The organism is Stutzerimonas stutzeri KOS6 (genome assembly GCF_000307775.2).
In the GTDB taxonomy this organism is placed as follows: Bacteria; Pseudomonadota; Gammaproteobacteria; order Pseudomonadales; family Pseudomonadaceae; genus Stutzerimonas; species Stutzerimonas stutzeri_B.
The window spans coordinates 425,574-445,993 of record NZ_KK020675.1 but is presented as its reverse complement, the minus strand read 5'-3'; the positions used below and the strand labels follow the sequence as shown (position 1 = coordinate 445,993).

Genomic DNA, 20,420 nt, shown 5'->3' with positions numbered 1-20,420 from the left:
CCCACGGGAGATCGGTGCGTATCCGCTGCGTGGAGGGCTCGCCCGGGGCGATGTTCTCGGGCTGCAGGTTTGGGCTTTGCGCAGGCCTTCGGCCTGCATCGCCGCGAGGGTGCGCCTCCCACGGGAGATCGGTGCGTATCCGCTGCGTGGAGGGCTCGCCCGGGGCGATGTTCTCAGGCTGCAGGTTTGGGCTTTGCGCAGGCCTTCGGCCTGCATCGCCGCGAGGGTGCGCCTCCCACGGGAGATCGGTGCGTATCCGCTGCGTGGAGGGCTCGTCCGGGGCGATGTTCTCAGGCTGCAGGTTTGGATTTTGCGCAGGCCTTCGGCCTGCATCGCCGCGAGGGCGCACCTCCCCACGGGAGGACCGGTGCGTACCGGCTTCGTGGGAGGCCCGCCCCCGGGGCGATGCTCTTGGGCTTCAGGCTTCAAATCATGGATCCGCCCGCCCGGGTCCAGGCAGCATCGAACCCACACCCCGAATACGCTAGAATCTGCGCCCTTTCGACCGCCCCGGAACGACCCGATGACCACTCTGCTGGCCCTGGATACCGCCACCGAAGCCTGTTCGGTTGCCCTGCTGCATGACGGTAAGGTGCTGAGCCACTACGAGGTGATTCCCCGTCTGCATGCCCAGCGTTTGTTGCCAATGGTGCAAACGTTGCTCGGCGAAGCGGGTGTTGCGCTGTCGGCGGTGGATGCCATCGCCTTCGGTCGCGGGCCGGGGGCCTTCACCGGCGTGCGCATCGCCGTCGGGGTGGTGCAGGGCCTGGCCTTCGCGCTCGAGCGTCCGGTACTACCGGTGTCCACGCTGGCAACCATTGCGCAACGAGCCTGGCGCGAGCATGGCGCAGCGCAGGTTGCGGCGGCCATCGATGCGCGCATGGACGAAGTCTACTGGGGCTGTTATCGCCAACAGGGCGGGGAAATGCGACTGGTCGGCAGCGAGGCCGTGCTGCCACCCGAAAAGGCCGCGCTGCCGCGCGATGCCGGCGACGGCTGGTTCGGTGCCGGTACCGGCTGGGGTTATGCCGAGCGGATACCCGTGGCGCTGCAGGCGGTCGATGCCGGCATGCTGCCTCACGCCGAAGACCTGTTGCGCCTGGCGTCTTTCGCCTGGCAGCGAGGGGAGGCACTGGATGCCGACCAGGCCCAGCCCGTTTACCTGCGCGACAACGTCGCGACGCCCAAAGGGATCAAATGACGTGGGACGTTGCCAAAGCCTTGGCTGCCCGCTAGAGTCAGCGAGCCTTTGATCGAGTCGAACGATGCGCGTCGAAAGTTCCTTTCCTGTTCCCTATTCAACGGATCGTTCTGCCCGTACCGGCAGGGCGGCGGATGGCTATGGGGAAACGCAGCGCGTCGCGCAGGCGCAGCGTGGAGTCGACAGCCGGAGCGCACAGGATTATCAGCCCCAGGCCGAGCGTCCGCAGCAGCGGGTCAATTCGAGCGCACTGGTCGAGCGCTACGCCGCGTTCCGCTATGACGAACCGCAGCCGGAGCGTCCGCTGTCCAGTCGCGTGGCGCAGGCGTTGGCCAGTTATGCCAGCACTGCAAGCATGAGCATCGAGTTCGATGGGGCCGAGGTGCTCGGGCTCGATCTCTACGCTTGAGGCGCTTCGATCTGGCAGAGCTTCCCTACTTTCTCGGCTGTCCCTCCTGGAATGAAAGCGCCTGGCTGGGTTCGCTCTATGCACCGGGTACCCCTGCAAGCGATTTCCTCGCCAGCTACTGCTCGGTGTTCAACAGCGTAGAGGGCAATACCACGCTGTATGCCTGGCCATCGGAAGACAAGGTCCAGCGTTGGGCCGGTGAGATGCCGGAGAGCTTTCGCTTTTGTGCCAAGTTTCCGCGCAGCGTCAGCCAGGCTGACGATCTGCACGCGGCGCTGGATCTGGCGCATGCGTTCCTGCGCTTGCTCGCGCCATTGGCCCGGAGGGTGACTCCTTTCTGGCTGCAATTGCCCGCCAGCGTGGGGCCGGCGCGACTCGGCGAGCTTTCGGCGTTCATCGAGGGTTTTGCCGCGCCGCTGGCGATCGAGGTGCGGCATCTGGCGTTCTTCGACAAGGGCGATGGCGAGCGCGCGCTTAATCGCTTGCTGCGTGATCGCGGCGTGGAGCGTATCTGCCTCGACACTCGTGCGCTGTTCAGCTGCCGGTCCCGCGATCCCGCGCTGCTGCATGCGCAGAGCAAGAAGCCACGGTTGCCGGTGCGCCCGGTGGCGTTCAGCGACTCGCCGCAGTTGCGTTTCGTCGGCCATCCGCAGCTGGAAGCGAACGACCCTTTTCTGGCGCCCTGGCTGGATAAGGTGGCCTGCTGGATCGAGGCGGGCAAAACCCCTCATGTCTATCTGCATACGCCGGACAATCACCGCGCGCCCGAGCTTGCCATGCGCTTCCATGCCCTGCTGAGCGAGCGCCTGCCAGGCCTGCCGCCTCTGCCTCTGCCCGCGGCAAGCTCGGCGGCGCAGTTGTCACTGCTGGCAGATTGAGCGAATCCAGCCCGTCGAATCGTTTTGTCGAACGTCGCGCCTAACTTCGCTCGCTCGTCGTTGCCCATAAGGAATGACTTTCGGCCGATTCGTTCTTCTTCTACTGGTGCTGCTGGCAGGTTTCGTCCTGGCGGTTCGGCAGCAACTGGTCGACATTCCGCCACGTTGGAACCCTTGGGCGCCGCTGGATGTCCGTGAGCCGCCGAACCTGCTGACGTCGCTCAAGCTGCGGCGTCTGCAGCAGGATCGAACGCTCTGCGAGCAAGCGCTCGCCACTGCGCCGCTGCGCTTTGCAGTCGTACCGGACAGCACGCCGGAGGCGGGCTGTCCGGTGCAGAACAGCGTGCGCATACAGGGCTCGGACGTGCGCTTCAACGGGCCGTTTCTCGCCACCTGTCCGCTGGCGGCGGCCTATGCCATGTTCGAGCTGCATGGTCTGCAGCCAGCGGCCCAGGCGGTGTTCGGTCAGCCGGTGGTACGCATCGATCATTTCGGCAGCTTCGCCTGCCGCAATATTGCTCGTAGTAACCGGCGCAGCCAGCACGCCAGTGCCAATGCGCTGGACCTGGCCGGATTCCACCTGAAGGACGGCCGCCGTATCACGGTGGCGCGGGACTGGCAGGGCGATGGCGACAAGGCGCGATTTCTGCGTCTGGTACGCGATGCCGCCTGCGATGCCTTCAACGTCACCCTGGGGCCGGAGTACAACGCTGCCCACCACGATCATTTTCATGTCGACATGGGCGGGTTCGGTATGTGTCGCTGACACGCCTGATTGGGGCGCAGCTGGGGCCGCTCTGGCACAATGCGCCAGTCTCCATCGTCGCCGGAAGCGCCATGTCTGCAAGCCATCCCCTGGTTCGGGTCGAACCGCTCGCGCCGTCATTCGCCGCCGCAGCCCGCGAATGGGCCCGGCGTCTGGATTTGCCGGAGCAGGCCGCCGATGCCGAATTCGCTCTTCAGTTCGGCGCGGACGGCTTGCAACTGCAGGCGCTGGAGGCACAGGCGCCTGGGCCGGTACGGGTCGACTTCGTCGAGGGGGCCGCCGCGCATCGACGCCAGTTCGGCGGCGGCAGCGGGCAGATGATCGCCAAGGCCGTGGGTGTCCAGCCCGGCATTCGTCCACGGGTGCTGGACGCCACAGCCGGGCTTGGTCGCGATGCATTCGTGCTGGCCACGCTGGGCTGCGAAGTGAACCTGATCGAGCGTCAGCCGCTGATCGCCGCGCTGCTCGAAGATGGCCTGAGCCGCGCAGCCGCGGATGCCGAAGTGGCTGCGATTGCCGCGCGGATGAACCTGCTCAGGGGCAACGCCATCGAGTTGATGCAGCAGTGGCCGGCCGAGCCACCGCAGGTGATCTATCTCGATCCGATGTTTCCCCATCGCGACAAGAGTGCACTGGTGAAGAAGGAGATGCGCCTGTTCCGGCCCTTCGTTGGCGATGATATGGATGCGCCGGCATTGCTCGCTGCGGCATTGCAGCTGGCCAGCCACCGGGTCGTGGTCAAGCGTCCGCGCAAGGCGCCGGCCATCGACGGGGCCAAGCCTGGCTATAGCCTCGAAGGCAAGTCCAGTCGCTACGATATCTACCCGAAGAAGAAGCTGCAGGGCTGAAGCCCCGGCGGGCTCCGCTTAGCCGGGTTCAACTGCGATAGGCGCGCAGAAAAACGCCCACCACATCCTCCACATGCTGGTCGCTTTCCGTCTGGCTCGGTGCCTCGGCATAACCGATCAGCAGCCGGAAATGCTGCGCGCCCTTGATCAGCGAGCAGAAGTGTTCCGCTGCGCGAAGCGGTTCGGCGATGTCGAGCAGGCCGCGTGCATCGGCCTGGGCGAACAGCTGGTGCAGATCGAACAGCAACTGCTGCGGGCCAGCATCGAAGAACATCTTCACCAGCCCCGGATTCTGCGTCGCCATGGCGACCATGACCCGATGCAGTCCGATCGACTCCGGACTGTTGACCAGTTCGTGGAACGCCCGACCGATCGCCATGAGCACGCCCGCGATGTCGCAATTTGCTTCCAGCTGAAACAGGCGTCGCGGCAGGCGTGTTTCGCAAGTTGCCTTCACCGCGGCGCAGAACAGCGCCTCCTTGTCCTTGAAGTGGCTGTACAAGGTGAGCTTGGAAACGCCGGCTTCGGTTGCGATGGCTTCCATGCTGCTGCCTTCGTAGCCGTTGCCGAGGAACAGAACCTGTGCTGCCGCAAGGATCGCCTCGCGCTTGGCGGGGTCTTTTGGGCGGCCGGGACCGGGCGATACGCAATGCTGTTCTGTCATGGGCGTTTTAATAGTGGACTGGCTGGTACGGTATTTTTACTATACCGCGCAGTATAAGTATTCCAATCCGCTCCGCGACAGAGAGACCTCATCGTGTTCCGACATGCCTTGTCCCTTGCCTCTACGCTTGGTTGTGCGTTGCTGCTGGTCGCCTGCGGCAACGGCGAGCCACCGCAGCAATTGCCGCGTCCGGTCATGGTGGTGCAGCCACAGCCTGCCAGTGAGGGGCGTGAACGCTTTCCCGGCGAAGTGCACGCGCGATACGAGCCGGAGCTGGCATTCCGTATCGGTGGCAAGGTCGTCGAGCGTCTGGTGGAGGCGGGTGACCGCGTGCGCAAGGACCAGCCGTTGGCGCGCCTCGATCCTCAGGACGTGCGGCTGCAGTTGGACGGCATGCGCGCTCAGGTCGCCGCGGCGGAAGCCAACCTGCGCGTGGTCAAGGCGGAATACGATCGCTATCGGACACTGCTCGGGCGCCAGTTGGTCAGCCAGTCGCAGTTCGACAATGCCGACAACGCCTACCGCGCCGCTTCCGCCCGACTGCAGCAGGCGCGGGCCGAGTTCGATGTGGCAAGCAACCAGGTCGATTACGCCGTGTTGCGTGCCACCCGCGACGGCTTGATCGCTCAGCGCCGCATCGAGGTCGGACAGGTGGTCGCCGCCGGGCAGAGCGCTTTCGTACTGGCTGCCGATGGCGAGCGGGAAGTGGCCATCGATCTGCCGGAGCAGGCGCTGGAGCGCTATCGGGTCGGCCAGGATGTCGAGGTTGAACTCTGGTCGCAGCCCGGGCGCCACTTCCGCGGAAAAATCCGTGAGCTTTCGCCTGCAGCCGACGCGCAGTCGCGGACCTATTCCGCACGCGTCGCCTTCAATGATCAGGAGGTACCGGCCGAACTCGGACAGAGCGCGCTGGTGAGCATTCGCCACGATGGCGAGGTTTCGCTGGCGGTACCGTTGTCCGCGCTCAGCGCCGAACAGGGCCGGGCCTATGTCTGGCGGCTGCGAAACGACTCCACGGTGGAGCGCGTCGAGGTTCGCACCGGGCCATTCGGTGAACGGCTGGTGCCGGTGCTCGAAGGGCTCTCCGCCAATGACTGGATCGTCCTGGCGGGCGGGCAGATGCTCAGCGAGAAGCAGTCGGTGCGCCCGGTGGATCGCCACAACCGCCCGGTCGAGCTGGCTGCCCAGGAGTAACCGCGATGCGTTTCAATCTTTCCGCCTGGGCGCTGCAGAACCGGCAGATCGTCGTCTACCTGATGCTGTTGCTGGCGATCGTCGGCGCGCTGTCCTACAGCAACCTCGGGCAGAGCGAGGACCCGCCGTTCACCTTCAAGGCGATGGTCATCCAGACCCAGTGGCCCGGCGCTACCGCCGAAGAGACGTCGCGTCAGGTCACCGAGCGCATCGAGAAAAAGCTGATGGAGACCGGCGAGTACGAGCGCATCGTTTCCTTCTCGCGGCCGGGCGAATCCAACGTCACCTTCATGGCACGCGACTCGATGCGTTCGAAGGACATTCCCGACCTCTGGTACCAGATCCGCAAGAAGATCGGCGATATCCGCCACACCCTGCCGTCCGGCGTGCAGGGGCCGTTTTTCAACGACGAGTTCGGTACCACCTTCGGCAACATCTACGCGCTGACCGGCGAGGGTTTCGACTACGCGATCCTCAAGGACTATGCCGATCGCATCCAGCTGCAACTGCAGCGGGTGAAGAGCGTCGGCAAGGTCGAGCTGATCGGCCTGCAGGACGAGAAGATCTGGATCGAGCTGTCCAACGTCAAGCTGGCCACCCTGGGGGTTCCGCTGGAGGCGGTGCGCCAGGCCCTGGAAGCGCAGAACGCAGTCAGCGCGGCCGGCTTCGTCGAAACCCTGAGCGATCGGGTGCAGCTGCGCGTCAGCGGCAGCTTCGAGACGGTCGAGCAAATTCGCGATTTCCCCATCCGGGTTGCCGGCCGAACCTTCCGCATCGGTGATGTGGCCGAGGTGCACCGCGGCTTCAACGACCCACCCGCGCCGCGCATGCGCTTCATGGGCGAGCCGGCGATCGGTCTGGCGGTGTCGATGAAAAGCGGTGGCGACATCCTGGTGCTGGGCCAGGCACTGGAGCAGGCGTTTGCGCGCCTGCAGCAGGAGCTGCCGGCGGGGATGCAGCTGCGCAAGGTTTCGGATCAGCCGGCTGCGGTGAAAACCGGCGTCGGTGAGTTCGTCAAGGTCCTGATCGAGGCGCTGGTAATCGTGCTGCTGGTGAGCTTCTTCTCGCTCGGCGTGCGCACCGGCCTGGTGGTGGCGCTATCGATTCCGCTGGTGCTGGCGATGACCTTTGCCGCCATGAGCTATCTGGACATCGGCCTGCACAAGATCTCCCTTGGCGCGCTGGTGCTGGCCCTCGGATTGATGGTGGACGACGCGATCATCGCGGTGGAGATGATGGCGATCAAGATGGAGCAGGGCTACGACCGGCTCAAGGCGGCCAGCTTCGCCTGGACCAGCACGGCGTTTCCCATGCTCACCGGCACGCTGATCACGGCCGCCGGTTTCCTCCCCATCGCCACCGCGAACTCCAGTACGGGCGAGTACACCCGTTCGATCTTCCAGGTGGTGGCCATCTCGTTGATCGCGTCCTGGATCGCCGCGGTGATGTTCGTGCCGCTGATCGGCGCGAAGCTGCTGCCGGACCTGGCCAGCAAGTCCGCACACAAGCAGGGCGGTGGCGGCGTCGTCCATGATCCCTACGCGACGCCGTTCTACCAGCGTGTGCGGCGAGTGGTGGCCTTCTGTGTGCGTCGACGCAAGACCGTCATCCTGCTCACCCTGGCGATCTTCGCCGCCGCGGTGGTGCTGTTCCGCCTGGTGCCGCAGCAGTTCTTCCCCGCGTCCGGCCGCCTGGAGCTGATGGTGGATCTCAAGTTGGCCGAAGGCGCTTCGCTCAAGGCTACCGAGGCGGAAGTCCGGAAGCTGGAGGCACTGCTCAAGGAGCGTGCCGGCATCGACAACTACGTGGCCTACGTCGGCACCGGCTCGCCGCGCTTCTATTTGCCGCTCGATCAGCAACTGCCGGCGACCAGCTTCGCCCAGTTCGTCGTGCTGGCCGACAGCATCGAGTCCCGCGAGACGTTGCGTAGCTGGCTGATCGAGCGCATGCGCGAGGATTTCCCGAGCCTGCGTGGTCGCGTGACGCGACTGGAGAACGGCCCGCCGGTGGGCTATCCGGTGCAGTTTCGCGTCACCGGCGAACACATCGACGTAGTGCGCGGGCTGGCCCGCCAGGTCGCCGCCAGGGTGGCGCAGAACCCGCATGTCGCCAATGTTCATCTCGACTGGCAGGAGCCGAGCAAGATGGTCCGCCTGAACGTCGACCAGGACCGCGCCCGTGCGCTGGGCGTGACCACCGCGGAACTGTCCGGTTTCCTGCGGCGCACGTTCATCGGCAGCAGCGTCAGCCGCTTCCGTGAGGACAACGAGCTGATTGAAATCCTGTTGCGCGGTACCGAGCGCGAACGCCTCGAGCTGTCCATGTTGCCGAGCCTGGCGATTCCCACCGAGAGTGGCCGCAGCGTGCCGCTGTCGCAGGTGGCGACGCTCGAGTATGGCTTCGAGGAGGGCGTGATCTGGCACCGGAATCGGTTGCCGACGGTCACGGTGCGCGCCGATGTCTATGGCGACCAGCAGCCGGCTGCGCTGGTGCGGGAGATCGAGCCGACCCTGGCGGACATTCGCGATCAGTTGCCTGGCGGCTACCTGCTTGAAGTGGGCGGTACGGTAGAGGATTCCGAGCGCGGCCAACGCTCGGTGAACGCCGGCATGCCGCTGTTCGTCATCGTCGTGCTGACCTTGCTGATGGCCCAGCTCAAGAGTTTCTCGCGCTCGGCCATGGTGTTCCTCACCGCGCCGCTGGGCATCATCGGTGTCGCGTTGTTCCTGCTGCTGTTCGGCCAGCCATTCGGCTTCGTCGCGATGCTCGGCACCATCGCGCTGTCGGGGATGATCATGCGCAACTCGGTGATTCTGGTGGACCAGATCGAGCAGGACATCGGTGCCGGGCACGACCGCTTCACCGCCATCGTCGACGCCACCGTGCGGCGCTTCCGGCCCATCGTGCTCACCGCGCTGGCTTCGGTACTGGCGATGATTCCGCTGTCGCGCAGCATCTTCTTCGGGCCGATGGCGGTGGCGATCATGGGGGGGCTGATCGTCGCCACGGCGCTGACGTTGCTGTTCCTGCCAGCCCTGTATGCTGCCTGGTTCAGGGTCCGGGAAGACGAAACCAGCACACCCTGAACGGCAAGGTGACGCGCCCGCTGCGGCGCGCCTAGATGCCGGCGGCTTCGAGCAGCCGCTCGGCGGCGACTTTCGCGTCCCGCGCCTGCTCGCCCGGCCCTTCGATATGCGCCATGCTCAGCGCGCCTTCGAGCAGATACTGCAGTTGGCGCGCCAGCTGCAGCGGCTGCGGCGCATCCAGGCGTTCCAGCAGCTCGCGCAGATAGGCCAGCAGCTCTGCCTTGTAGGCGGACGAGCAGCGGTGAATCGGGTGGTCACGGTCGTGATATTCGGCCGCTGCATTGATGAACAGGCAGCCGCAGAAGGCGTCGTTGCCGTGAATCATTCCATGCAAGCCATCGAAAATTCCCAGTAACGCTTCGCGCGGCGGCAGCCTGGCGGCCCGTTCGCGCAGTCGCGTCAGCATCAGCTCGTGCCGCGCTTGCAGTACCGCGAGGATCAGTTCGTCCTTGGACTTGAAGTGCTTGTACAGCGTCATCTTGGCCACGCCGGATTCGGCCAGGATGCGGTCGATGCCGGTGGCGTGATAACCCTCGCGATAGAACAGATTCTCTGCGGTGTTGAGCAACTGGTCGCGCTTGTTCGATGCCATGGATACCTCCTGTGGTTCGACATTATGCGGGAGTGCTCGCGGCTTGCTCCAGTTGAGGTGGAGTTGTGTTGGCGCTTGAATAATACAGACAGGTCTGTCTATTATCCAGTCGCAGCCAATGACGAGGGCAACACCATGAAGCTTTACGACCTGACGCTATCCGGCAATTGCCACAAGGTTCGCTTGTTTCTCAGCCTGATCGGCCAGCCGGTCGAGCTGGTGCCGGTAAATCTGCTGGCGGGCGAACACAAGCAGCCGGTGTTTCGTGAAATCAACCCGCGCGGGCAAATCCCGGTGCTCGAGGACGGCGAGTTCCGGCTGGGGGATTCCCAGGCGATCCTGGTCTACCTGGCCAAGCGCTATGCCAATGAGTGGTACCCGCAGAACGCCCAGACCCAGGGCCACATCGCCAACTGGCTGAGCTTTGCCGCCAACGAGGTGCAGCATGGCCCGGCCACCGTGCGTCTGGGCAAGCTGTTCGGCCGGCCGATCGACGAGCCGCTGGCGCAGGCACGTGCCACCAGCGCCCTGCGTGCACTGGAGCGGCACCTCGCGCAGCACGCCTGGCTGGCGCAGACCAGCGAACCGACCATCGCCGATATCGCCGTCTACCCCAACGTCGCGCTGAGCGGTGACGGCGGGCTTGACCTGGCTGCATATCCGGCGCTGCAGGCCTGGTTTGGTCGCATCCGTGCGCTGCCGGGTTATGTCGGCATGCCGGGGCTGTGACGCCATGAGCGCGCAGAACGACTGGATGCCCGGCGAGCGGGTCCGGCAGTCGAGCCGACGGATCTGGGCATCGCTGATGCTGACGATCGGGCTGGCAGTCTCGCTGTGTGGCTTCGTCGAAGATGCTTCGGCGGCGCAAGGGTTGCGCTTCAGCCTGGTGAAGACCGCACAGAGTGACAGTGGCGACTTTCTGCTGGGGCGGAACGGTTGGCAGGAGGCGCCACCGACTCAGCACATCGCGATCCTGATCGAGCATCGCGGCAGCCGTTTGCTGTTCGGTACGGGGCTCGGCCGGCAGATCGACGCGCAGCTGGACGCCGAGGTGCCCTGGCGAATCAAGCGCTACGCGAACGTGAGCCCGGTGCGTGATCAGCTGGAGCAGGACGGAGTGACCATCGACCGCATCGTGCTGGGTTGCATGCGCTGGGAGCACGCTTCGGGGTTGGCCGACTATCCCGAGGTGCCGGTGCTGGCCAGCGCGGACAGCATGAGCTATCTGCAGGCCGCCACGCCGCCCGCGGTGTTGCCCAGCCAGTTTCGCCACCCGGTCCGCTGGCAGTCGCTGCAGTTCCAGGCGACCCCCTACCGGGAGCACCGTCGCAGCCTGGATCTGTTCGGCGATGGCCAGGTCGTGCTGGTGCCGCTGGACGGCCATGGGGCGGTCGGTCTGTTCCTCACGCTCGCCGATGACCGCCGCTTCTTCTTTCGCGGCGACCGGCTGGAACAGGATGCCAGCGATGTGCCGGAGGGCGTCGTAGCGCTGCAGGATGCCAATATCCGGGCTGCGCTGGGCTTCTATCCGCGCTGGGTGGAGTGAGGCAGATGCTAGAAACAGCGCGGCTGCTGCAGAATTGGGCGATGCTTAGGGCTGGAGAATAAGCGATCATGCCGTGGTCTTGCCCTGCCTCGATCGCCCGATTGTGGCCAATAGCCAATTAGGTTGCCGCTGTGAACTCGGATAGCTGTACGTCCCTGGCGAGTGTCATTGATCTGTTGCTGGATGCCATCTGCGTTGTCGATGCGCAGGGGTACTTCGTTTACGCCAGCGCCGCATGCGAACGCATCTTCGGCTATACGCCGCAGGAAATGCTCGGCAAGCGCATGCTCGAGATGGTCTACCCCGAGGATCGAACGCGCACCCTGGCCGCCGCCCGAGAGGTCATGGCCGATCAGCCTCTGCTGCATTTCGAGAATCGTTATGTACGCAAGGACGGCAGCGTCGTGCACATCATGTGGTCGGCCTGCTGGTCGGTGGACAATAAGCTACGCATAGGTGTGGCGCGAGATATCACCCACCGTAAGCAGTCCGAAGCGATGCAGGCCGCGCTCTATTCGATCTCCGAGGCGGCGCATGGCACCAAGGATCTTCCCGCGCTGTATCAGCAGATACATCTGACCATCGCCCAACTGGTGCCGGTGGACGATTTCATCGTCGCCATCCGCGATGCTGTCAGCGGCGAGCTCACCTATCCCTATCAGGCCCAGTCTATTGACTCGCCTGTTGCGCCCCCGGAGCCTGCCCGGTCGCTGTGTTTTTCCGTGTTGAACGGCGCGCAGCCGTTGCGTTTCGACGCCGAGTCGGTGCCTGCACTGGCATTGCCTCTGGGCGCCGCCGCTGCCGCATGGTGGCTGGGCGTGCCGCTCTGCTCGAGCGAGGGTGTGATCGGTGTGCTGTTGTTGAAGAGCACGGCAACGCCATACACCAAGCAGGATCAGGAATTGCTGCAGTTCGTCTCGACTCAGGTGGTCACTGCAATCGAACGCAAACAGCTGTACGCGCGCCTGCATCGTATGGCGCAGTACGATGAACTCACCGGCCTGCCGAACCGTGCCTGCTTCCGTGATCGCCTGGATACGGCGCTGGCGCGGGTTCGGCGCAATGGCGGGCGCATCGCCTTGCTCTACGTGGATCTGGACCGTTTCAAGCTGGTCAACGACACCTACGGGCACAGCTGCGGCGACCAGCTGTTGCGCGCAGTGGCGGAGCGCCTCGCGCACTGCGTGCGCGACACCGATACCGTGGCGCGGCTGGGTGGCGACGAGTTCGTCGTGCTGCTGGAAGGCATCGCCGAGCCGGAGGACGTCCACCGCGTGGTCGACGAGATCGGCAGCGCGTTCGAGAAGCCATTGCTCGTCGCCGAACACAGTCTCGCCATCGGCTTGAGCATCGGCACTGCGCTCTATCCCGAGGACGGTGAAGGGCAGGCGCAACTGCTCAGGCACGCCGATGACCGGATGTACCTGATGAAGGCCCGCGGCGGATAGCCGCAGGGCTGCGCGGAACATCCCGGCGCAGCGGCGCCTCAGAACGACTTGAGCAGCCTGCCCAGTAGTTCCATCGCCTGTTCGCTGCGAGGATCCCAAGGGTGGCCGTGATTCAGTCGCGCGCAGTTGCGAAAGCCCTGCGTCGCCGAGAAGATCGGCCCCGGCGCCAGGCTGATGCCCTGGGCCAGCGCCAACTGCAGCAGTTGTAGCGAGTCAACCTGTCGGGGAAATTCAAACCAGAGGAAGTAGCCGCCGCTGGGCCGCGTGACTCGTGTACTCGCTGGGAAATGGCGGGCGGCGGAGGCGAGCATCGCGCCCTGCTGCATCTCCAGCGCGTGACGCAGCTTGCGCAGGTGTCGGTCGTAGCCGCCGTGCTGCAGGTAGTCGGCGATGGCGGCCTGTGCCGGCACGGACGGCGAGATGGTGGTCATCAGCTTGAGCCGGGTGATTTGCTCGGCATAGCGCCCGCCAGCGACCCAGCCGACCCGGTAACCGGGCGCCAGGCTCTTGGAGAACGAGCCGCAGTGCATCACCAGCCCCTCGCGGTCATGGCTCTTGACCGGCCTGGGCGGTTCGCGGGTGAAGTACAGTTCGGCGTAGACGTCGTCTTCGATCAGCGGCATCTGATGGCGCTGCAACAACTCGTAGAGCTGCCGCTTCTTTGCCTCGCCCATGCTCGCGCCCAGCGGGTTCTGCAGGCTGCTCATGAACCAGCAGGCCTTGATCGGCAGGTGCGCGAGGCGGTCGGCGAGGATCTCCAGGTCAATGCCCTCGCGCGGATGGACGGGGATTTCCACCGCCTTGAGCTTGAGCCGTTCCAGTACCTGCAGCGTGGCGTAGAAGGCTGGCGCTTCGATGGCTACCAGGTCGCCCGGTTCGGTCACCACCTGCAGGCAGAGGTTCAGCGCCTCCATGGCGCCGGTGGTGATCACCAGCTCGTCCATCGGCAGCAGCACGCCGCTGACCATGTAGCGCAGGGCGATCTGCCGACGCAGGTCCGGATTGCCGGCGGTCATTTCGGCGATCACCTCGCGCGCCGGCATCTCGCGCACACTCTGCGCCATGGAGCGCGCCAGGCGCTGCAGGGGGAACAGTTCCGGACTGGGGAAGGCCGAGCCGAATGGTACGGTGGCCGGATCGCGCAGCGAGGCGAGCACCGAGAACACCAGTTCGCTGACGCCCACCTCGGTGGTTTCCGCCGGGCGCAGGCTGATGTCCGGTTCGTGCAGCGGGCGTTTGGCATGTTCGCGCACGAAATACCCCGAGCGCGCCCGCGCCTGGATCAGCCCGCGGTCCTCCAGCAGGTAGTAGGCCTGGAACACGGTGGACGGGCTGACGCCATAGGTGCGGCTGGCGTGACGCACCGAAGGCACCTTTTCCCCTGGCCCGAGCACACCCGTGCGGATCAGTTCGGCAATCTCGTCGGCGAATTTCTCGTAGCGCTTCATCGTGTCCGGGCTGTGGCGGTTGGGCATGGCCAGTCTACTGGCGCAGCGCTCCGATGGGGGCGACGAATGTGCTCGGCGTGCTCACCCGGCTGCTCGGCTCGGCCAGGTCGCTGACCTCGAAGCGCAGCTCGCGGCTGAAGTCATGCGCATCGGCGAGCAGTGCCACGCTGACCGGCAGGTCGGCGATCTCGCCCGGCGCGAGGCTGATCTCACGCGGGCCCTGCAGTTCGAACGGCCCACCTTCCAGGCCCAGTGCGTAGCGGCGCGGCTGCTGCGTCTTGTTGATCAGCTTGAGGCGATACATGTTCTCGATCTGCCCCTGCATGTTCTCGCGGTACAGGGTGCGGTCGCGGGTGACGTCCAACTGCAGCTGCGGCCGCGCGTCCAGTGCCCAGATGAAGGTGGCGATCATTGCTGTCATCGCCACGGCATAACCGATCAGGCGCGGCCGCAAGAGGCGTGTGTCGCCGCCTTTGAGCGCGCGCTCGGAGGTGTAGCGCAGCAGGCCGCGAGCGTAGCCCATCCGGTCCATGACGCTGTCGCACACGTCGATGCAGGCACCGCAGCTGATGCAGTCCAGCTGCAGGCCGTCGCGGATGTCGATGCCGGTGGGGCAGACCTGTACGCACAGCGTGCAGTCGACGCAGTCACCGAGGCCCTGCGCCCGCGGGTCGCTGCCCTTGCGCCGCGCACCACGGTTCTCGCCACGCGCGGCATCGTAGGAAACCAGCAGCGTGTCGGCGTCGAACATCACGCTCTGGAAGCGCGAGTAGGGGCACATGTGCAGGCACACCTGCTCGCGCAGCCAGCCGGCGTTGATGTAGGTCGCCGCGGTGAAGAACAGCAGCCAGAAGCCGGTGGTCGCGCCGAGCTCGAGGCGGGCGAGGTCGCCCACCAGCTCGCGCACCGGGGTGAAGTAGCCGACGAAAGCCAGCGCGGTGGCCAGGCTGATCGCCAGCCATAGCGTGTGCTTGGCGCTGCGGCGCAGCAGCTTGCCAGCCGACCAGGGCGCGGCGTCGAGCTTGATGCGCTGCAGGCGGTCACCCTCGGTGACCTTTTCCACCCACATGAACATCCAGGTCCAGCTGCTCTGCGGGCAGGCGTAGCCGCACCAGATGCGTCCGGCCAGCACGGTGATGAAGAACAGCCCGAACGCGGCGATGATGAGGATCGCCGAAAGCAGGATGAAGTCCTGCGGCCAGAAGGTGGCGCCAAAGATGTGGAATTGTTGCCGGTCCAGGTCCCACAGTACCGCCTGGCGCCCGTTCCAGTTCAGCCAGACAGTGCCGAAGTAGAGCAGCATCAGCAGGCCGCCACCCAGCAGGCGCAGGTTGCGGAAACGACCGCTGAAACTGCGTGTATGAATGGGCCCGCCGCTCTGGGCGGGTGTCAGGCGGATCGGTTGGCTGGGATCAACGGTTTCGATGATCTGCGCGGGTATGCGGTCGGTCATTAGGCTTCGCCCCATAGGCATTTCAGGCGAGGCGGATGATCCCCGCCGGCGTAGCCGCATAACAGACTCAGATGTGGCAGAGAAATACGTATCAGATGGTCGCGTTCGATCCGCTCGAAGTCAGCTCTGACGAGGGTTTGACCTGGGTCATTGGAACGGGCCGGGATTGGCTGATCCGCTTTTTCCAGGCTTATCTGAGCCTGTTGTGTCGCAGCGGCACAGGCCATAGTCAAAACCTTTTGCCGAACGGATAGGAGTAATTGCATGACCCACCAAATGCCCCGGATGGAGCACAGCTCATGATTATTCAAGGCCTGACCTGGCTGGTCTTGCTGCAGCTGCTCGGCAACCTGATCAATCTCGTGCTGCTGCCGGCCCTGCCAGGGCCGATCATAGGCATGCTGTTGCTGTTCGGCCTCCTGCTGCTGCGGCGCAGCATTCCCGAGTCGCTGGAAAAGACTGCTGCGCTGTTGCTGCAATATCTGCCGCTGCTGCTGATTGTGCCGGCCGCCGGGATCATGACCAGTGGCGCGGCGCTGTTGGACGACCTGCCCGCGATCATCGCCGGCCTGGTGCTTTCGCTGCTGATCACGGTGCCATTCTGCGGCTGGCTGATGCAGCGGCTGATTCGCCGGGTGGATCGGCAGCAGGAGGATCAGCCGTGAGCGTACTCGACTGGTACACGGCCTGGGCCGGGATGGTGGCGCACCCTCTGTTTTCCGTGGGGCTGACGCTGATCGCTTTCCAACTGGCGCTGATGCTTTATCGGCGTAGCGGCTGGCTGGTGCTGCAACCGGTGATGGTGGGCATGCTGCTGGTGGTCGGCACGCTGACTTTGCTGGAACTGGACTACGCGCGTTATCGCGAGGGTGCCGCGCCGATCGCCCTGCTGCTGGGCCCGGCCACAGTGGCCTTGGCGGTGCCGCTGTATCGTCACCTCAAGCGCATCCAGCAACTGTTCTGGCCGATCGTCGTTACCCTGGCGGTGGGCGGGGTCCTCAGCGTGGCGCTGACCTTGCTGATCGCCTGGGCGCTGGGTGCCCAGTTGCCGGTACTGATGAGCCTGGCGCCCAAGTCCGCAACCATGCCCATCGCCATGCTGGTGGCCGAACAACTCGGTGGCCTGGCTTCGCTGGCGGCCGTGTTCGTCATGCTTACCGGGGTCATCGGCACGGCACTGGGGCCGCTGTTGCTCGGCTGGGCGGGCGTCGAACATCCCGCTGCACGTGGCCTGACCTACGGCATCAACGCGCATGCCATCGGCACGGCGAGGGCGCTGGAAGAGGGCGACGAATGCGGCGCCTTCGCAGCGTTGGGAATGAGTCTGCTGGGCATTCTGATCGCTCTCTTGCTGCCATTCGCCCTGGCTTGAAAGCGCCTGCCTGGCATCCGCGCGTGCGCAGCCTGCGCAGGAGTGTTGCGACCCTCACGCGCTACTGGCGAGCACCCTGTCAGACCCGTTAGAGTAGGCGGCGGTCGCTTGACCGTGCACAGGGTGCAAACCATGAAATTGCGGATGTTCCAGGTCGATGCCTTTACCGCTGAGCGCTTCAGAGGCAATCCCGCGGCGGTGATACCGCTGCAGACCTGGCTGTCGGACCAGGTGATGCAAGCCATTGCGGCCGAGAACAACCTTTCCGAGACGGCTTTCTTCGTTCGCGAGGCGGACGGGGCTTTTCACATCCGCTGGTTTTCACCGCTGAGCGAAATCGATTTCTGCGGCCATGCCACGCTGGCCAGCGCCTTCGTTCTGCTGGAGCAGGGGCTGGCCCAGGCGCCGCTGACCTTCCGCGCCGCCGCCGTGGGCGATCTGGCCGTGCAGCGGCGGGCTGACGGCCTGCTGGAAATGAGTTTCCCAAATCGTGCGCCGGAGCCGGTCGCTGAGCCGCCTGCCGCGTTGCTGCAGGGGCTCGGTCTTGCGCCGGAAGCGGTGCTGCGCAATCGCCAGGCATGGTTCGCCGTTTATCGTGACGAGCAGCAGGTGCGCGCCCTGGCGCCCGATCTCGAGGCGCTGCGTACGCTGGCGCCACTGGATGTGGTGGTGACCGCGCCAGGACGCGAGCAGGATTTCGTCTCGCGCTATTTCTGGCCGGCCAATGGTGGCGCCGAGGACCCGGTCACCGGCTCCATCCATGCCGGGCTCGCCCCTTATTGGGCTGAGCGGCTGGGGCGCCGTGAACTGGTGGCGCTGCAAGCCTCGGCGCGCAGCGGCACCCTGTACTGTCGGGTCGAAGCGGATCGTGTGATGGTGGCCGGGCAGGCGGTGCTCTACCTCGACGGCACCATCGAACTTTAAAAAATTATTTCCCGACCCATTGCGAACGGCTCCGGAGCCGGCGCGATGGGTATGCCTGTGTGTGGCTGATCGGTCAAATGAAAAAGGGGTTGCGGAACGTGATGATGAAAAGGCTGCTGCCGTTTGTCCTGCTTGCGGGCGCGATAAGTCCTTTCGCCTGCGCGGCGCCATCGGCGTTGCCACTGGATGACCGCCAGGCGCTGATCGAAGCCCTGCTCGAGCGCATGACGCTGGAGGAGAAGATCGGCCAGCTGCGCCTGATCAGCATCGGTGGCGACATGCCGCGCGAGCGTATCGTCGAGGAGATCGCCGCCGGGCGCATCGGCGCTACGTTCAACTCCGTCACCCGTGCTGACAACCGTCTCATGCAGGAGGCGGCGCTGCGCAGCCGGCTGGGCATTCCGATCTTCTTCGCCTACGACGTCATTCACGGTCATCGCACGATCTTTCCCATCAGCCTGGCGCTTGCTTCCAGCTGGGATCTCGAAGCCATTGCCCTGAGCGGACGCGTGTCGGCCATCGAAGCCAGCGCCGACGGCCTGGACCTGACCTTCGCGCCCATGGTCGACATCACCCGCGATCCGCGCTGGGGCCGGACCTCCGAGGGCTTCGGCGAAGATCCCTACCTGGTATCGCAGATCGCCGGCACCCTCGTGCGGGCCTACCAGGGCCAGCGCCTGAGCGCGGCGGACAGCGTGATGGCGAGCGTGAAGCACTTCGCCCTCTACGGCGCCGTGGAGGGTGGGCGCGACTACAACGTGGTCGACATGAGCCCGCAGCGCATGCATCAGGGTTACCTGCCGCCATACCGCGCTGCCGTGGAGGCCGGGGCCGGCGGAGTGATGGTGGCACTGAACACCGTCAACGGCGTGCCGGCCAGTGCCAATCGCTGGCTACTGCGTGATCTGCTGCGTGACGAGTGGGGCTTTCGCGGGCTGAACATCAGCGACCATGGCGCGATCGACGAGCTGCTGCGCCATGGTGTGGCAGAGGATGGTCGCTCGGCTGCGCGCCTGGCTATCGAAGCGGGAATCGATCTGAGCATGCACGACTCGCTCTACTTGCAGGAGCTGCCCGGGCTGGTCGCCAGCGGCGAAGTGCCGATGGCGCTGATCGACCAGGCAGCGGGGCGTGTGCTCGCAGCGAAGTACGATCTCGGTCTGTTTCATGACCCCTATCTGCGCATTGGCAAGGCAACGGACGACCCGGCCGAGGTCAATGCGGAAAGCCGTCTGCACCGCGAAGCGGCCAGACGGGTCGCGCGCGATTCGCTGGTATTGCTGGAAAACCGCCAGCGCACGCTGCCATTGCGCAAGGATGCCCGCGTCGCTCTGGTCGGTCCGCTGGCCGACTCCCATGTCGATATGCTCGGCAGCTGGTCGGCTGCCGGGGTGGCCGAGCAGACCGTGACGCTGCGGCAGGGGCTCGAGCAGGCGGTCGGCGATGGCGGGCGGATCATCCATGCGCGCGGCGCCAATGTCACCGATGACGCGCAGATGATCGAGTACCTGAACTTCCTCAACTGGGATCGGCCGGAAGTGATTCAGGACCCGCGCCCAGCCCGGGAGATGATTGATGAAGCCGTACGCGCCGCCCGGGAAGCAGACGTCGTCGTCGCTGCGGTGGGCGAGGCGCGCGGCATGTCGCATGAGTCGTCCAGTCGTACCAGCCTGGCGTTGCCGGCCAGCCAGCAGGCCCTGCTCGAGGCGCTGGTCGCCACCGGCAAGCCGCTGGTGGTGGTGCTGATGAACGGCCGCCCGTTGCAGCTTGGCTGGATCAAGGAACACGCCGACGCGGTGCTGGAAACCTGGTTCGCCGGCACCGAGGGTGGACACGCCATCGCTGACGTGCTGTACGGCGTGCACAATCCGTCGGGCAAGCTGCCGATTTCCTTTCCGCGCTCGGTTGGGCAAATCCCGATCTACTACAACCATCCGCGCTTGGGCCGGCCTTATGTCGAAGGCCGCCCAGGCAACTACACCTCGCAGTATTTCGAAGAGCCCAATGGTGCGCTCTACCCATTTGGCTACGGTCTGAGCTATACCGAATTCGAACTGTCCAAGCCGCGACTTTCTCAACGCAAGCTGAACCGCGGGCAGCCCCTGGAGGTCAGCGTAACGGTAGAGAACAGCGGAACACGCACGGGTGCCACGGTCGTGCAGCTGTATCTGCAGGACCTGGTCGGCTCCAGCGTACGCCCGGTCAAGGAGCTCAAACGGTTCGAGAAAGTCATGCTGGCGCCGGGTGAGGCGCGCGTGGTGCGCTTCGTCCTGGTCGAAGACGATCTCAAGTTCCATGATGTCCGGCTCGATTACGTGGCTGAGCCCGGCGAGTTCGAAGTCCAGTTGGGGCTCGATTCGCAGGCCGTGCTCAGCGAGCGCTTCGAGCTGTTATAAGACTTTTTCTGTATGGCGATCCGCAGGCAGGGCCATGCGTTCGCCGTTGCGCCCCTCTGGTGCTTCGGCGCGGCAAATGGCCTCATGCGACTAAACCACAGCGAAGCAGAGCGAACTCTGCACAAACGTGTAATTCGGAGGCGGTGTGTTACGCATTTTTCAACGGAAGACGGGAATCCATCCGGCGCGTGCCCT

At 65.1% G+C, this 20,420-nt stretch carries 18 protein-coding genes; 14 read left to right on the top strand and 4 right to left on the bottom strand.

The window, feature by feature from the left end:
- The first annotated feature begins 523 nt into the window (after nucleotides 1-523).
- The 5 genes from tsaB to B597_RS26025 all read left to right on the top strand — a co-directional run bounded on the left by tsaB (nucleotide 524) and on the right by B597_RS26025 (nucleotide 4,102).
- Entirely contained in the window at nucleotides 524-1,201 is a 678-nt protein-coding gene (gene tsaB, locus B597_RS26045; RefSeq protein ID WP_024161634.1) for a tRNA (adenosine(37)-N6)-threonylcarbamoyltransferase complex dimerization subunit type 1 TsaB, read from the top strand.
- 64 nt (nucleotides 1,202-1,265) lie between these two features.
- The gene (locus B597_RS26040) at nucleotides 1,266-1,610 is read left to right on the top strand and encodes a hypothetical protein (protein WP_003292881.1); all 345 of its coding nucleotides are present in this window, start codon (nucleotides 1,266-1,268) and stop codon (nucleotides 1,608-1,610) included.
- 65 nt (nucleotides 1,611-1,675) lie between these two features.
- The gene (locus B597_RS26035; protein WP_226924952.1) at nucleotides 1,676-2,488 is read left to right on the top strand and encodes a DUF72 domain-containing protein; all 813 of its coding nucleotides are present in this window, start codon (nucleotides 1,676-1,678) and stop codon (nucleotides 2,486-2,488) included.
- Nucleotides 2,489-2,561: 73 nt separating this feature from the next.
- A complete protein-coding gene (locus B597_RS26030; protein WP_003292884.1) occupies nucleotides 2,562-3,254 on the top strand; it encodes an extensin-like domain-containing protein in 693 nt (230 codons plus the stop codon).
- 71 nt (nucleotides 3,255-3,325) lie between these two features.
- On the top strand, nucleotides 3,326-4,102 hold the full coding sequence (locus B597_RS26025; protein WP_031323187.1) for a class I SAM-dependent methyltransferase: 777 nt from the start codon (nucleotides 3,326-3,328) through the stop codon (nucleotides 4,100-4,102).
- Between the two features lie 28 nt (nucleotides 4,103-4,130).
- Here the strand turns inward: B597_RS26025 and B597_RS26020 are convergent, their stop codons facing one another.
- Nucleotides 4,131-4,766 (bottom strand): TetR/AcrR family transcriptional regulator, encoded by a 636-nt coding sequence (locus B597_RS26020; protein ID WP_003292886.1) that lies wholly within the window; start codon nucleotides 4,764-4,766, stop codon nucleotides 4,131-4,133.
- Nucleotides 4,767-4,859: 93 nt separating this feature from the next.
- Here B597_RS26020 and B597_RS26015 point away from each other — a divergent pair, with 93 nt between their 5' ends.
- The gene (locus tag B597_RS26015) at nucleotides 4,860-5,960 is read left to right on the top strand and encodes an efflux RND transporter periplasmic adaptor subunit (protein ID WP_003292887.1); all 1,101 of its coding nucleotides are present in this window, start codon (nucleotides 4,860-4,862) and stop codon (nucleotides 5,958-5,960) included.
- 5 nt (nucleotides 5,961-5,965) lie between these two features.
- On the top strand, nucleotides 5,966-9,046 hold the full coding sequence (locus B597_RS26010) for an efflux RND transporter permease subunit (RefSeq protein WP_003292888.1): 3,081 nt from the start codon (nucleotides 5,966-5,968) through the stop codon (nucleotides 9,044-9,046).
- A 31-nt stretch (nucleotides 9,047-9,077) separates the two neighbouring features.
- Here the strand turns inward: B597_RS26010 and B597_RS26005 are convergent, their stop codons facing one another.
- The gene (locus B597_RS26005; RefSeq protein WP_003292889.1) at nucleotides 9,078-9,638 is read right to left on the bottom strand and encodes a TetR/AcrR family transcriptional regulator; all 561 of its coding nucleotides are present in this window, start codon (nucleotides 9,636-9,638) and stop codon (nucleotides 9,078-9,080) included.
- A gap of 135 nt (nucleotides 9,639-9,773) precedes the next feature.
- Here B597_RS26005 and B597_RS26000 point away from each other — a divergent pair, with 135 nt between their 5' ends.
- From B597_RS26000 to B597_RS25990, 3 genes are all read left to right on the top strand, one after another.
- Nucleotides 9,774-10,367: a glutathione S-transferase family protein gene (locus B597_RS26000; RefSeq protein ID WP_003292890.1), complete on the top strand. Its 594-nt coding sequence runs from the start codon at nucleotides 9,774-9,776 to the stop codon at nucleotides 10,365-10,367.
- 25 nt (nucleotides 10,368-10,392) lie between these two features.
- Nucleotides 10,393-11,184 (top strand): MBL fold metallo-hydrolase, encoded by a 792-nt coding sequence (locus tag B597_RS25995; RefSeq protein WP_024161630.1) that lies wholly within the window; start codon nucleotides 10,393-10,395, stop codon nucleotides 11,182-11,184.
- A gap of 131 nt (nucleotides 11,185-11,315) precedes the next feature.
- Nucleotides 11,316-12,632, top strand: a complete 1,317-nt coding sequence (locus B597_RS25990) for a GGDEF domain-containing protein (protein WP_031323186.1) — start codon at nucleotides 11,316-11,318, stop codon at nucleotides 12,630-12,632.
- A gap of 38 nt (nucleotides 12,633-12,670) precedes the next feature.
- Here the strand turns inward: B597_RS25990 and mapR are convergent, their stop codons facing one another.
- Together mapR and ccoG are read right to left on the bottom strand one after the other, a co-directional pair.
- Nucleotides 12,671-14,080, bottom strand: coding sequence for a GntR family transcriptional regulator MpaR (gene mapR, locus B597_RS25985; RefSeq protein ID WP_003292893.1), 1,410 nt, complete (start codon nucleotides 14,078-14,080; stop codon nucleotides 12,671-12,673).
- Between the two features lie 34 nt (nucleotides 14,081-14,114).
- The gene (gene ccoG, locus B597_RS25980; RefSeq protein ID WP_024161628.1) at nucleotides 14,115-15,533 is read right to left on the bottom strand and encodes a cytochrome c oxidase accessory protein CcoG; all 1,419 of its coding nucleotides are present in this window, start codon (nucleotides 15,531-15,533) and stop codon (nucleotides 14,115-14,117) included.
- A gap of 299 nt (nucleotides 15,534-15,832) precedes the next feature.
- Here ccoG and B597_RS25975 point away from each other — a divergent pair, with 299 nt between their 5' ends.
- The 4 genes from B597_RS25975 (at nucleotide 15,833) to bglX (ending at nucleotide 20,225) form a co-directional block, all read left to right on the top strand.
- On the top strand, nucleotides 15,833-16,198 hold the full coding sequence (locus B597_RS25975; RefSeq protein WP_003292896.1) for a CidA/LrgA family protein: 366 nt from the start codon (nucleotides 15,833-15,835) through the stop codon (nucleotides 16,196-16,198).
- On the top strand, nucleotides 16,195-16,905 hold the full coding sequence (locus B597_RS25970; protein ID WP_003292897.1) for an LrgB family protein: 711 nt from the start codon (nucleotides 16,195-16,197) through the stop codon (nucleotides 16,903-16,905). The genes B597_RS25975 and B597_RS25970 overlap by 4 nt, the downstream gene beginning before the upstream one ends.
- 144 nt (nucleotides 16,906-17,049) lie before the next feature.
- Complete coding sequence (locus B597_RS25965) at nucleotides 17,050-17,829, top strand: PhzF family phenazine biosynthesis protein (protein ID WP_003292898.1); 780 nt, start codon at nucleotides 17,050-17,052, stop codon at nucleotides 17,827-17,829.
- A 104-nt stretch (nucleotides 17,830-17,933) separates the two neighbouring features.
- On the top strand, nucleotides 17,934-20,225 hold the full coding sequence (gene bglX / locus B597_RS25960) for a beta-glucosidase BglX (protein WP_003292899.1): 2,292 nt from the start codon (nucleotides 17,934-17,936) through the stop codon (nucleotides 20,223-20,225).
- Nucleotides 20,226-20,420 lie beyond the last annotated feature (195 nt).

Excerpts from the sequence above, each read along its gene's own strand:
- B597_RS25965 (WP_003292898.1), top strand. The coding sequence starts at position 17,050 with ATGTTCCAGGTCGATGCCTTTACCGCTGAGCGCTTCAGAGGCAATCCC.
- B597_RS26005 (WP_003292889.1), bottom strand. The coding sequence starts at position 9,638 with ATGGCATCGAACAAGCGCGACCAGTTGCTCAACACCGCAGAGAATCTG.
- mapR (WP_003292893.1), bottom strand. The coding sequence starts at position 14,080 with ATGAAGCGCTACGAGAAATTCGCCGACGAGATTGCCGAACTGATCCGC.
- B597_RS26030 (WP_003292884.1), top strand. The coding sequence starts at position 2,562 with ATGACTTTCGGCCGATTCGTTCTTCTTCTACTGGTGCTGCTGGCAGGT.
- tsaB (WP_024161634.1), top strand. The coding sequence starts at position 524 with ATGACCACTCTGCTGGCCCTGGATACCGCCACCGAAGCCTGTTCGGTT.
- B597_RS26025 (WP_031323187.1), top strand. The coding sequence starts at position 3,326 with ATGTCTGCAAGCCATCCCCTGGTTCGGGTCGAACCGCTCGCGCCGTCA.
- B597_RS26010 (WP_003292888.1), top strand. The coding sequence starts at position 5,966 with ATGCGTTTCAATCTTTCCGCCTGGGCGCTGCAGAACCGGCAGATCGTC.
- B597_RS25995 (WP_024161630.1), top strand. The coding sequence starts at position 10,393 with ATGCCCGGCGAGCGGGTCCGGCAGTCGAGCCGACGGATCTGGGCATCG.
- B597_RS26040 (WP_003292881.1), top strand. The coding sequence starts at position 1,266 with ATGCGCGTCGAAAGTTCCTTTCCTGTTCCCTATTCAACGGATCGTTCT.
- bglX (WP_003292899.1), top strand. The coding sequence starts at position 17,934 with ATGAAAAGGCTGCTGCCGTTTGTCCTGCTTGCGGGCGCGATAAGTCCT.
- B597_RS25975 (WP_003292896.1), top strand. The coding sequence starts at position 15,833 with ATGATTATTCAAGGCCTGACCTGGCTGGTCTTGCTGCAGCTGCTCGGC.
- B597_RS26020 (WP_003292886.1), bottom strand. The coding sequence starts at position 4,766 with ATGACAGAACAGCATTGCGTATCGCCCGGTCCCGGCCGCCCAAAAGAC.
- ccoG (WP_024161628.1), bottom strand. The coding sequence starts at position 15,533 with ATGACCGACCGCATACCCGCGCAGATCATCGAAACCGTTGATCCCAGC.
- B597_RS26000 (WP_003292890.1), top strand. The coding sequence starts at position 9,774 with ATGAAGCTTTACGACCTGACGCTATCCGGCAATTGCCACAAGGTTCGC.